The following is a 12,564-nucleotide window of genomic DNA, read 5'->3' on the forward strand; positions in this document are numbered from 1 at the left end:
CTCCTTCTTATTCTGGCTTAACAATAAATAACGGCTCTCCGTAATCCACCACTTGACCTTCTTGTACAAGAACCTCAACGATAGTGCCATTTACATCCGAGGTTATCTCTTGGAATAGCTTTAATGCTTCCACCTTACAAATGCCGACAACACTGTTTGATCGTATCTTGTCTCCTGCCTTTACGGGTTCAGTTCCTGAAAAAGAAAACACTCCAAGACAAGAAGAAACAATCGTGTGTAATGAAGAATTCTTTTCTTCATCTTTTTCGGCCGGTTCTGCGGGCATGAATGGAGAATCTGCAGCTTCTACAGCTGCTGCCGCTTCGTTTAAGGCTGTTTGCACCTCCTGAGGATATTCAGCCACTTTAGGGAGAGGCTTTTTCATTGAGATCCTTACTCCCCCATTCGTTAAGGTGAATTCCTGAGTGGAGGATCGATCGATCAATTTAATCAATTCTCTTAATTCAAGCATTTTTAACATCGATTTACGCTCCTTTAGCTTTTGGTTTCGTTAGCTTTTGGTTTCGTTAGCTTTCATAACAGTTGAATAAAACTCTCATTCTCTTAATCAATTTAAATTTTTCCCCATAAATGCAGTTCTTTTCGCTCAAACCGACTAGTTGGTCTCAAAACTTTATAAAAGACCACCCCATATTCCGGGATCTCCTTTTTGTAATGCATACCGACGGACTAGTTGGTCTGTCGAGGTTAAAAAAATAATCACGTGCCAATGGAAAATTGCATCAGTGAACAAATATAGGCTTTTAATTGTTATGTTGGAACCGACTAGTTGGTTTCTATTTTCAAATATTCTGAATAAAATGTCAATAACCTTCTTCAAAAAAAGACTGACTAGTTGGTCTGCCTAAATCGCAAATAATAGCAAAATTTTAGACAAACCAACTATTTTCACTTAAAAAAGTTATCTCCTAATCGTAATTCTTCGGGATAGGAGTTTAGGAAGAACTTAGAAAACTTAGGATTCTCACTCGCCGTTTTTGTTAAGATGGAATGTAGGATAATATCCGAATATATATCCGCAATTTCCTCTATTGTGTATCGTCCGTTTTTTTGATACCACTTATAAATCCAGTTGATCATTCCAAATATCGCCATAGAAATGATGGGTACCGGCAGTTCTTTACGAAACTCCCCACACTTGATACCATCGTGAATAACTTGAAACATTAAATTTTTATACTGATCTCTTTTAATCTCAATGTTATTAAAGTATTCCGGAGGCAGATACGAACTTTCCTGATAGAAGATCGTCACTTCATTTTTGTACAGATCAATCATCGTAACAAAGGATTTAATGATATTATGAAGCCTCTCGGTTGGGGTATTCCACTGCTCGCAAGCGGCTTGTCCCTTTTCCAATACGTAGGAAATAAATTGATTGTGGATAATATAAAGCAGTTCATCCTTGGATTTAAAATTATGATAAAATCCTCCTTTTGAGGCACCGCACTCTTTTACAATCATATCAACCGTGACTCTGTGAAAGCCGTGTGCTTCAAACAATTGAAGCGATGTTTCGATAATTCGTTCTCTTAAAGACTTTTTCGTCATTCATCATCACCCTATTTTATTTTACCATTCCTTCTAGTAATTCAGTAATAACTGATTTCAAAATTTCAAGTATCGACAAAAATATTAGCAAGATGTAAAAAACAAAAAATCTATATTGTAAAACTTCTCTACCACAATAAATACTGAATAATGAAAAAAGACCGAACATGCTGTAACATGTCCGGTGGTGCATGGGGACGGTTCTCGTGCTTCATTTTCACTAGAAATTTGTGAGGTTTGCTTTAAAACACACCTTATCTTCATATACATATTATTTGGCCTACATAAAACATTCATCGACGATAAGATTTATAAAATCCCACCAACAATGTCAACCAAGTTGACATTTTATTATATTTAAATTAAAATATAATTAGTGAACTTGATTAACAATTAGAGGAATAAGAAAAGCGATCATGTTTTATATAGTAGAAATAGTCACCTATGCTGCACATGGTTTCTACAAGATATAATACCTTAGAACAATAGATTAACAGCTTAGAGGTTTGATCAAACCAAAAATAATGGTATGAAGAAACATGAGTCAATTGTTTTGGAGTGGGGATTTGATGTAATCATGAAGTCCATTAAACCCATTTAAAATCATGTATCTTAAGAATGGAGAATATAGCATGTATGAAAAACTTTATTTTATTTATAATCCGTTAACTGGCTGTAAAGATTGGGTATCTGAAAGAGAATTTAATGTTGGCTCACTAAAACTGAAAAGTATATTCGGTGTTCTTTATTTTAGCGATTTAAAAATCATGTTACATTTTAATGCCCCTTTCAAGACTGCGATTGTAAAAGAATATAGGTTAGCCAATGAACAATCGATTGCCCTACATCATGTATGCCGATTGATAAGTCAAGCAGAATTGATGGAATTTCTAAACCTGGAAGCGAAAAACAAAGCTCAAAATGATAACAACGATGTTCCTTATCCATCTAGTGTAGAATTGAGAGATGGTTATTTTATTTGGAATGAGCATTTAGGTTGTTATGAAAAGGAAGCAGTTTTAACGACGGTCTGATGATACCTAATAAATAATTCAAACACACCAGGAAATTTAATTAAATAGTTGTTAGTAGTAATTTATTTTGATTTTTATTATTTTAATAAACACAAAATAATTAAAAAAGGACCGAACATGCTGTAACATGTCCGGTCTGGCAAAAGACGATTCCCTTAGCGGGGGATCGGCTGAGAGTCGAAATAATCCACCTCAAGGGTGGATTATTTTTTTTCGGTTAAATGACAGAATGATTACGATTAAACCCATTTAATATCCATCCCAACAATGTTCTGGTGCACGGGGACGGTTCTCATGATCTAAAAGTTGACTCATGTTATAAATCAACCAACCTTCCTCTCGTACAAGCAGACAAAAAGTGAAGCAAAAGAACCGTCCCCATGCCTCATAATCAAATAAACTGTTTAAAGCATGTACGAATATCCAAACAGATTTATTGGACATACATAGGATAAACAATGAATCTGTTTTTGAAAGGAGCAGCTAAATATTGTCGTTTTTAAAGAAGTTTGTTGATGCTTTGCCTCTGCCTTCCGTGATACAACCTGTTGGTCATCGAGACGGAATTCCCTTCTATGAGGTAACGATGAAGCAGGTTAGACAAAAGTTACACAGAGACTTACCGCCTACTACAGTTTGGGGTTATAACGGAATGTATCCTGGTCCTACATTTGAAGTTCTCAGGAATCAGCCTATTTTTGTCAAGTGGGAAAACGAATTGCCATTTGAACATCTTCTGCCCGTGGATAGAACGGTTCATGGTGCAGAACCCAGCGAACCCTCTGTTAGAACGGTTGTACATTTACACGGAGGTCGTGTACGACCGGAAAACGACGGATATCCAGAAGCCTGGTTTACGCGAAATTTCAAGAATTTTGGCACTAAATTCTTGCATGAAGTTTACTACTATCCTAATTGTCAGCGTCCCACAACGCTCTGGTATCACGACCATGCAATTGGGATTACCAGATTAAATGTATATGCAGGGCTTGCCGGCTTTTATTTGATTCGGGATCCGAAAGAGGAGAAACTGAATCTTCCTCGGGGAAAATATGAAATTCCGTTAGTGATACAAGATCGGTCATTCTATCCTAATGGTGAATTATTCTATCCATCGCAGCCAGGCCAGCAACCACCTCCAGCACAACAGCCGCCTCCACCAATTTTCCCAGCTCCGGCGCCACCTCCACCATTTGATGAAAGAGCACTGCCCAATCCATCTGTCGTTCCTGAGTTTTTCGGTAATACGGCTTTAGTTAATGGAAAAGTATGGCCCTTTCTTGAAGTCGAACCACGAAAATACCGTTTCCGTATCTTGAACGGCTCTAATGCCCGGTTTTACCGATTACGTCTAAGCTCCGGCCAAGATTTTATTCAAATAGGAACGGATGGCGGCTTTCTAGAGAAACCTGTTAAAGTTTCCAATGCCACAGGGCTATTACTTGCTCCAGGAGAACGTGCAGATGTTATTGTCGATTTTTCAAAACATCGAGGTCAAAAAATCATCCTAACAAACGACGCACCAGCACCATTTCCTAATGGCTCACCTGATACCCCTCCCCTTCCGCAAATTATGGAATTTCGAGTTCGTAAAAAACGCTCAAAATCAGATAAAAGTCAAATTCCTAAAAAACTAAGCTGCTTAGAAAGACTCGAACCAAATGGTGTGACGGTTAGACAGAACTTCTTAATGGAAATTGATGATCCAGAATTTCCTGCCCGCTTGAAACTTTTACTGAACGGTATGGAGTGGAATGAATTACCGATTACTGAAACCCCTTATAATGGTACCGTGGAAGTATGGGAGCTGTACAACCTGACGGGTGACACACATCCCATTCACTTGCACCTCGTCCAATTCCAAATCCTTAATCGTGAACCCATTACAGTAGATGAAAATGGAAATATCGCTATTGTAGGTCCTGCACGTGAGCCAGATCCTAATGAAAGAGGTTGGAAAGATATCGTTCGTGCCAATCCTGAAGAAGTCACTCGTATTATTGCCCGCTTTGGACCATTTACTGGAATCTATCCTTGGCATTGTCATATCCTTGAACACGAGGATCACGAAATGATGCGTCCGTATGAAGTACTCCAAAATCCAAATTTCGACCCGTGCATTCCGATTCCAGAAATGTGTCCGGATGATTCGTTTACTCAATGCTGTCAAGAGGAATACGAACAATGTGGATGTAAAGAAGACCATGATGAGTCCAGTTCCCATGATGAATCGAGTTCCTATGATGAGTCCAGTTCCCATGATGAATCGAGTTCCTATGATGAGTCCAGTTCCTATGATGAATCCAGTTCCTAGCACCACGTTAATAATATTAAGGAAATAGGAAAAAGAAAGACTAGCTTAAAAATCGGAGCTAGTCTTTTCATATTTCTTCATTACAGGAATGCTGCCCTTTAATTTGCCGACAAAACCTCTCTTTATAATTCACAATAAGTGACTAAAAATTTTATAGTTTTTTATTTGTATAAAAGAATCTAGGGTTTCAACTACAGTATGAAGGTAGACCTTGAACATCTGAGAATATGAAACTAAAAAACAAGACGGTACCCCTTGCCTCAGTTTTTGAGGCAAAAGAACCGTCCCCGTGCATCATTACCTAGACTCTAACAACTTTTTAAACTCAATAAAGTAATCCAACGTTTCTGGATTGTTCAGGGAACCCAAGTTAACAGCTTGCTCAATTGGTACTCCCATTAATATTTTTTTAATCGGCACCTCTATTTTCTTGCCGTTTAGTGTTTTTGGTAGTTCATTGACACTAATAATTTCATTTGGTACGTGCCTTGGAGAACAGTTTTGCCTAATAGATTGATTAATCCTCGTTTTCAATTCATCTGTAATACTGAAGCCTTCCTTTAAAACGATAAATAAAGGCATGTAGGATTGTTCGGCACTTATTGGAATATCTACAATCAAACTATCGATTACTTCTGGAATACTTTCAAGGGCACTATATATTTCACTTGTTCCCATTCGAATACCTCCACGGTTAATCGTTGCATCTGACCGGCCGTAAATGATCGCTGAACCTCTATCAGTAATCTCGATAAAATCCCCATGTCGCCAAATATCAGGGTAAACACTAAAGTAGCTCTCTTTATAACGTACTCCATTCTCATCATTCCAAAAATAAATCGGCATCGACGGCATCGGTTCGGTAACAACAAGTTCACCGATTTCATTGATTACTTCTTCTCCCGCATCATTAAATGCCTTTACCGCAGACCCCAAAACACGAGCTTGTATTTCCCCGGAATAAACTGGCAGGGTCGGACTTCCCCCTACAAACCCGGAACAAATATCGGTTCCACCACTAGTAGAAGTCAGCCATATATCTTCTTTTACCTGCTCATAAACCCAGTCAAATCCGCTTTCAGGCAGTGGTGAACCTGTGGAGCCAATGCTTCTTAAATGAGAAAGGTCAAATTGTTCTTTTGGTTTAATTCCTGCTTTCAAACTAGCCATTAAAAAGCTGGCACTGGTGCCAAAGGTTGTCATTTTTGTAGATTCGGCAAGACTCCACAATGTTTCATCATTTGGATAGTTTGGATTGCCATCATATAAAACAATAGCCGCACCTGTCAGTAACCCGCTAACGGTTACGTTCCACATCATCCAGCCTGTTGTGGTGTACCAAAAAAATCGATCGCCCTTCTTAAGATCCACTTGAAGACCAAGGAATTTTAGATGCTCAAGGAGGATTCCCCCTTGACTTTGCACAATCCCTTTAGGTTTTCCGGTGGTACCGGATGAATATAGGATCCAGAGTGGATGATTAAAAGGAACGGGCTCAAATGTTAAAATGGCATCATCATTTTCAGAAATAACTTGGTCCCAGAGGACTGTATTATTCAACTCGGATATTTCCGGCTGCGTTTCTAGATAGGGAACTAGAATTGTCTCTTTTAGTGATGGAAGTTCAGCTTGTATCTTTTTTACAAGCTCCATTCGGTCATATCTCTTTCCCCCATACTGATAGCCATCAACAGCAATCATGACAGTTGGTTCAATTTGCTTAAATCGGTCAATGACGCTTTGGATGCCAAATTCAGGTGCACAGCTCGACCAAACCGCTCCAATACTAGCACATGCCAGAAAGGAAGTTAACGTTTCAGGAATGTTGGGTGCATAGCCTACAACCCGATCTCCACTTTTGACCCCTATTGACTTTAAATATGCAGCCATTGCTGCTGTTTTCTTTCTTAGTTCAGCCCAGGTAACTTCCTGTACTGGTCGAATTTCGGATTTATGAATGACAGCCGCTTTTTCTGGATCTTCATTCCTGAATACATGCTCTGCATAGTTTAAAGTGGCTCCCTCAAACCATTTTACGTTCGGCATTTTATTTCCAGATAAAACAGCCGTGTAATCTGTTTCTGATTTTATATTAAAAAACTCCCAAATAGCTGTCCAAAAATGTTCAATTTCTGTTACAGACCAATCCCACAACTGATTGTAATCTTCAAATGTGAGCCCTCTATTTTCCTCCAGCCACATCATAAATTTCTTTATATTCGACTGGTTTATCGTTTGTTGTGAGGGCTCCCAAAGTAACTTCCCTTTCAGCATTTCAGCTTCCAAACCTATCCCTCCAATTAAAGATCAAGCTATGAATCAATAAAAAATTCACTATTTTACTAGGAATACAATCCTAACCCTTTAAAAAATCAGCTTTGCGCTTTTCAAGAAAGGCAGCGATCCCTTCTTTTCCCTCTTCACTGCTTGCTCTTGAAGCGAGCAGCAGGGATTCCTTGCTCATTTGTGATTCCAATGTTTCTTGGAGCGAATGATAGAATAATTTTTTCGTTTCACCGTATGCATTCATCGGTCCTTTTGCCAAGCTTTCTGCAACGCCCAGGACGACCTCCCATAATTGGTTATCCGGAACGACTTGATTGACAATTCCCCAGTCACATGCTTCTTCTGCAGTTAACTGTCGATTCGTATACATTAACTCAAGGGCACGACGCATCCCGACAAGACGAGGTAAAAAATAGCTGCCTGATCCATCTGGTGTTAATCCAATTCGGTTATACGCCATCACAAATTTTGATTTCTCCGATGCATAGACTAAATCACATGCGCATGCAAGACTCATTCCGGCACCTGCTGCTACTCCATTCACCGCCCCAATGAACGGTTTATTCATTCTTGCAAAAAAGGAAATCGCTTGATGTAAGTATGCCGTTACCGATTTCAGATGAGAACTTATCTCGTCCCCTTCCTTTGCGAAACTTTTTAAATCACCGCCAACTGAAAACTTATTACCCGCTCCAGTGATCACGACTACTCTAATGGCATCACGCTCGGAACAAACAATCGCTGCATCCATCAGTTCCTTGGCCATTTGCAAATCCAGTGCATTTCCTACTTCCGGACGGTTTAACGTGACAATTCCAACATGGTTTTCAACGGATAAACTAATCACTTTATTTTCCAAATCGATTCCTCCTTAAGTTTAATAGATTATTTTTTTTCAAAATCAGACTCTCTCAATAATCATGGCGATTCCTTGACCGCCGCCAATGCAAAGCGCAGCTAAGCCATATTTTAAATTCCTTTTCTTCAATTCAAGGGCTAATGAATATGTAATTCTCGCTCCACTTGCACCAAGCGGGTGCCCCAAAGCGATCGCTCCCCCGTTCACATTTACTTTTTCCTGGTTAATTCCCAATTCCTTGATGACGGCTAATGATTGTGCCGCAAAAGCCTCATTCAATTCAAATAAATCAATATCAGCCAAGGTTAAGCCTGCTTTTTCTAATGCCCTTTTGCTTGCCGGTACAGGTCCAATCCCCATGATTTTTGGATCAACTCCTGCTACTGCCCAGGAAACAATCTTCGCTAACGGTGTTAAACTATTTTCAATTACGTAGTCTTCTGAAGCTAATACGACCGCTGCAGCACCATCATTAATTCCACTGGCATTACCTGGTGTTACTGTACCGTCTTTCTTAAAAGCCGGTTTTAATTTTGCTAAACCTTCTAAACTGACACTCTCTCTAATGTGTTCATCCACTTTAATAATCGTTTCTTTCCCTTTTTTATCACGGATGATAATTGGGACTATTTCATCTGCGAAGCGTCCGTTATCTCTTGCTTTTCCTGCTTTTTGCTGTGAGTTTACCGCAAACTGGTCCTGTTCTTCTCGTGAAATGTTATACTTTTCTGATAGATTCTCTGCGGTCATCCCCATTCCGCAGCCAACATATTGATCAATTAACGTTTCCCATAGCATATCCACCACCACTGGTGCCTTGCCAGGGGAGCCGAACCGCGTTCCCTTTAAGATTTGCGGAGCTAAACTCATACTCTCGGTGCCTCCAGCCACAATGACCTTTGCTTCCCCTAATGCAATGGACTTTGCCCCTGTTACCATAGCCTGTAATCCTGAACCGCAGAGCCGATTCAAGGTAAGGGCGGATGATGAATCTATTAAGCCGCTTTTTAAGCCAATATGTCTGGCCAAATAGGCGGAATGGGCTCCAGTCTGGACGACATTTCCAAATACTATTTCATCAACATCGGAAGCAGGTATGCCACTTCTTTCAAGTGCCCCTTTAGTTGCTGCCACGCCTAATTCCAAATCACTAATATCCTTTAATGAGCCTCCATACGTTCCAAAAGCTGTTCTTGCTCCATCAACAATATAAGTTGTCATGGTATCTCCCCCTGTGTATTCATTTTTTCTTTTATTTCTTCTTTCTATATGTAGAATCCTGCAATTTCATTAAGAAAAAAGGGGACGAAAAAGTCATCTTATCTTGACCTATGTCCCCTGCGTTAATAAAAATTCATCTAAATAACCGTATTATTCTCAGTCTACTTTTTCATAGTGCCCTGCATGTGGAACGTGTAAATAATAAGGGCCAATTAGAGACTTCATTTCCTGATAATCTGTTGAATTTTTAAATCCCGTTACGTGGTCTTCTACTGTTTCCCATTTAATGAAAACCAAATATTTATTTTCTTGCTCCATGCATCGATGTAGTTCATATCCTAAGCAACCCTTGGCAGACGATACGATAACAGCTGCCTTTTTAAAAGCGTTCTCAAATTCCTGCTCCGTTCCCGGTTTCACATCAATCAACATGATTTCCTGTACCATAGAGTCGAATCCCCTTACAGTAACTTCTTATACTTTAGCCAAATCCAGTTCAAACTCTGTTCCCCAAGCACTCAATGCTTCCCAAACCTTTGGTTTGAGCGGAAGTACCTCATGCCATGGACGTGGCTCGAATATCCCAAGCTCTGGAACAAATACATCCATATCAATATACAACTCCACAACATTTTCTTCCGGATCATGATGGTAAGTCGCAATATTATGTCCTGCAGTATGGCGGGAAGGGCCCCAAAGAGTTGGACGACCATGCTTGGCCAATAAATCTGAGCTGGCATACTGATGACTTGCATCCTTTAATTGAAAAGCAATATGGTGTAAACGCGTCTCATCTGAAGCAACAACATTTAAAACATGATGATCTGTATTGCATGTTAAGAAATTAGCGAATCCTACTCCAATTTGGTCAGTAAATGAGAAGCCTAATGCATCCCGATAAAATTCAATGGTCTCCTGAAAGTTTTTCGCATAAAATGCCACATGCCCTAATTTAAGAGGAACAATGCCTGAAGAACCAAAGCCAACAGCCGATTGCTCCATCTCTGTAAATAATTCAATGACATTACCGGCTGGATCCTGTAATTCTAGTAATCTTGAAACACCCGGCTTGGCATCTATTTTCAAGCTAGAAGCAATTCCTTTTGCATGTAATTGTTCCTGTACCTCTTCTAAAGTGAGATTCCCGTCTAATTGATAGCCATATCTGCGAACCGCCTTTTCTTCTGCTGGCGTGATCACAATATTATGATGGTCGAAACCGTTACTTAAATAGGTAACTCCGTCCTTCTCCTCTGTAATCCGATATCCCATTGTATTGGTATAATAGTCGACCATGGTTTCACTGTTTTTTGCAAAAAAATCCAAGTACACTAAACGAAATATTTTTACGTTTGACATTGCATATTCCCCCATAAGGTTTATTTTTAAAAAGTTTATAATCCCAAAATTATTATTTTTTTAAAAAAATATTGTATAATGTACTTCTAGACTTTCCCAAGTCTACCAACTGTTTCTGGTTTGCCCCAAACAAATCAGAAACGAATCATAAAGGATTCCCGTCCTTTATGATCCTTCGGCAGCTGTCTTAGAAGCATATCGTTATCTAACAGCTGCCTTATTGATGAACTGCCCCATTTGTTTAATTAAATCTTCAACAAGCAAGGATAATTCAGCCAATTTTGCAGCGCCCCCAAACATATAATAATCAGGGCGAACCACAACAGCCTCTAAGCCAGTTGTATGAAAATACTGTTTGTATTTCCCCTCAATATCTACTACCTGATTAGCTGATTCTATTTGTGGATCGTAAGCTTCCGAAACTTTTATAAATTTCGCACCTAAATTCTCAAGGAAGGTTACCTGTTCCTTCTGTAAAACGTTCCTAGGGTCATCGACTGGACTCATAATCAGCCACCCGTCTCCAACGACATCGTCAAACAATCCATTCTTGTCTTGATAGTTTACCTGACTCTGGAAAGATAGTTTCCCCGTGTAATTCCCTGGTTCCCCAAGAAGGCCATCGGTTAAAAATGGAAATTCTGGCATTGGCGGTACCTTGCCGGTAAAGAATGCCTCATCCCGAAGTGCAGCTGCCTCTGGATCGGTTACACAAATCACTTTTCCTAAAAACAAGGCTGCTTCGACCACATCACGATTATGTGGTTTCCGTTCTTTCGTATACATATCAAGGAAGTTGTCATCCACTTTTCCACTTAAGACCAAATCTAGCTTCCAAGCTAAATTCTTGGCATCACGAAGTCCTGCACACATCCCTTGACCCATGAATGGCGGTGTTAAGTGCGCCGCATCGCCAGCCAATACCAGCCTGCCTTTTCTCCATTCATCCACCCATAAGGCTTTAAATGTATAAATCGCTTGCCGTTCTAACACAGCATTCGCAGGAGTAATATCCCAAGGCTCCAATAACTTCCATGCCACTTCTTCCCTGTTCAAATCTTCTTTTGTTTCTCCAGGAAGGGCCATGAATTCCCAGCGTCTTCTTCCGGGACCACCTGAAACAACTGTAGTGGGACGAGCTGGATCACATAGTTGTAAATTCATGGGTGTCCATTCCCGCTCAGTTTGAGGAATGATATCTACCACAAGCCAATCTGCTACAAATCCAAGATCGGTAATTGTATGTTCCATATTTCTTCGGACAAAGCTATTCGCCCCATCACAGCCAACTACATATTTGGCATGTACTTTGGTTTCTACTCCCTGTAAATCCTTTACAACTAACTCTACATGGTCATCAAATTCGTTTAATGCAACAGCTTCTTTTCCCATATTCACGTCCACTGTTGCCTGTTGGCGGCATGCTTTGTCTAATAATCCTTCGAGCTGCGGCTGATTAAAGAATAAATGACCCGGCCATCCCGAAACCCCAAATTCAGAAAAGTTCAATTCTAAAAGAGTTTTCCGATCTGCATTACACCAGGTGTATAAATCGTTGGCAACCTCTGTGATTCTCTCAACTTCACTAGCAGGAATAACCGATTGTAGAATCCGAGCAATTTCATCATCAAAATGAACGGCTCTCGGCAGCGGATATTCGTGAGGAAATCTTTCATATATGCCAACCTTCCATCCCTTTTGTCCAAGCAAGGTGGCTAAAAGCTTTGATACAGGACCATAACCGACAATAGCAACATCATGAATTTCTTGATTCATCTACCAAACCCCTTTTCAACTATTATTAATAGAACAAACCCTCGTTTGTAAGCGGATACATTTAAAACAAGTCTGTTATAACTGAATGTTGATTTTACTGAGTTTGAAAAATAAACGGAAGAATTTCGTTTATTTTAGGAAAT

Annotated in this window: 10 protein-coding genes; 2 read left to right on the top strand and 8 right to left on the bottom strand. The window is 39.7% G+C overall.

The annotated features are described in order from the left end of the window. Positions 1 to 7: 7 nt before the first annotated feature. Both ACFPA1_RS08220 and ACFPA1_RS08225 read right to left on the bottom strand, forming a co-directional pair. Positions 8 to 481 (bottom strand): acetyl-CoA carboxylase biotin carboxyl carrier protein, encoded by a 474-nt coding sequence (locus ACFPA1_RS08220; protein WP_378581998.1) that lies wholly within the window; start codon positions 479 to 481, stop codon positions 8 to 10. Positions 482 to 909: 428 nt separating this feature from the next. Next, complete coding sequence (locus ACFPA1_RS08225; protein WP_378581999.1) at positions 910 to 1,572, bottom strand: TetR/AcrR family transcriptional regulator; 663 nt, start codon at positions 1,570 to 1,572, stop codon at positions 910 to 912. A gap of 632 nt (positions 1,573 to 2,204) precedes the next feature. Between ACFPA1_RS08225 and ACFPA1_RS08230 the strand changes: the two genes are divergently transcribed. Both ACFPA1_RS08230 and ACFPA1_RS08235 read left to right on the top strand, forming a co-directional pair. After that, a complete protein-coding gene (locus ACFPA1_RS08230; protein WP_378582000.1) occupies positions 2,205 to 2,606 on the top strand; it encodes a hypothetical protein in 402 nt (133 codons plus the stop codon). Between the two features lie 490 nt (positions 2,607 to 3,096). Next, a complete protein-coding gene (locus ACFPA1_RS08235; RefSeq protein ID WP_378582001.1) occupies positions 3,097 to 4,920 on the top strand; it encodes a multicopper oxidase family protein in 1,824 nt (607 codons plus the stop codon). 297 nt (positions 4,921 to 5,217) lie between these two features. On the opposite strand, the gene ACFPA1_RS08240 is transcribed toward ACFPA1_RS08235, so the two are convergent. The 6 genes from ACFPA1_RS08240 to ACFPA1_RS08265 all read right to left on the bottom strand — a co-directional run bounded on the left by ACFPA1_RS08240 (position 5,218) and on the right by ACFPA1_RS08265 (position 12,421). Beyond that, positions 5,218 to 7,194, bottom strand: a complete 1,977-nt coding sequence (locus tag ACFPA1_RS08240) for an acetoacetate--CoA ligase (RefSeq protein ID WP_378582490.1) — start codon at positions 7,192 to 7,194, stop codon at positions 5,218 to 5,220. 82 nt (positions 7,195 to 7,276) lie between these two features. Then, a complete protein-coding gene (locus ACFPA1_RS08245) occupies positions 7,277 to 8,065 on the bottom strand; it encodes an enoyl-CoA hydratase/isomerase family protein (protein ID WP_378582002.1) in 789 nt (262 codons plus the stop codon). Positions 8,066 to 8,107: 42 nt separating this feature from the next. Then, the gene (locus ACFPA1_RS08250) at positions 8,108 to 9,286 is read right to left on the bottom strand and encodes an acetyl-CoA C-acetyltransferase (protein ID WP_213145879.1); all 1,179 of its coding nucleotides are present in this window, start codon (positions 9,284 to 9,286) and stop codon (positions 8,108 to 8,110) included. 156 nt (positions 9,287 to 9,442) lie between these two features. Further along, entirely contained in the window at positions 9,443 to 9,733 is a 291-nt protein-coding gene (locus ACFPA1_RS08255; RefSeq protein ID WP_213145878.1) for an antibiotic biosynthesis monooxygenase family protein, read from the bottom strand. A gap of 27 nt (positions 9,734 to 9,760) precedes the next feature. After that, positions 9,761 to 10,645, bottom strand: a complete 885-nt coding sequence (locus ACFPA1_RS08260) for a VOC family protein (RefSeq protein ID WP_213145877.1) — start codon at positions 10,643 to 10,645, stop codon at positions 9,761 to 9,763. A 201-nt stretch (positions 10,646 to 10,846) separates the two neighbouring features. Next, positions 10,847 to 12,421, bottom strand: a complete 1,575-nt coding sequence (locus ACFPA1_RS08265; protein WP_378582003.1) for a bifunctional 3-(3-hydroxy-phenyl)propionate/3-hydroxycinnamic acid hydroxylase — start codon at positions 12,419 to 12,421, stop codon at positions 10,847 to 10,849. Positions 12,422 to 12,564: the final 143 nt, after the last annotated feature.

The organism is Neobacillus sp. GCM10023253 (assembly GCF_042653105.1).
In the GTDB taxonomy this organism is placed as follows: Bacteria; Bacillota; Bacilli; order Bacillales; family Cytobacillaceae; genus Neobacillus; species Neobacillus citreus.

Coding starts and splice junctions, on each gene's coding strand:
- ACFPA1_RS08220 (WP_378581998.1), bottom strand. CDS start 481: ATGTTAAAAATGCTTGAATTAAGAGAATTGATTAAATTGATCGATCGA.
- ACFPA1_RS08225 (WP_378581999.1), bottom strand. CDS start 1,572: ATGACGAAAAAGTCTTTAAGAGAACGAATTATCGAAACATCGCTTCAA.
- ACFPA1_RS08230 (WP_378582000.1), top strand. CDS start 2,205: ATGTATGAAAAACTTTATTTTATTTATAATCCGTTAACTGGCTGTAAA.
- ACFPA1_RS08240 (WP_378582490.1), bottom strand. CDS start 7,194: ATGCTGAAAGGGAAGTTACTTTGGGAGCCCTCACAACAAACGATAAAC.
- ACFPA1_RS08250 (WP_213145879.1), bottom strand. CDS start 9,286: ATGACAACTTATATTGTTGATGGAGCAAGAACAGCTTTTGGAACGTAT.
- ACFPA1_RS08255 (WP_213145878.1), bottom strand. CDS start 9,733: ATGGTACAGGAAATCATGTTGATTGATGTGAAACCGGGAACGGAGCAG.
- ACFPA1_RS08260 (WP_213145877.1), bottom strand. CDS start 10,645: ATGTCAAACGTAAAAATATTTCGTTTAGTGTACTTGGATTTTTTTGCA.
- ACFPA1_RS08265 (WP_378582003.1), bottom strand. CDS start 12,421: ATGAATCAAGAAATTCATGATGTTGCTATTGTCGGTTATGGTCCTGTA.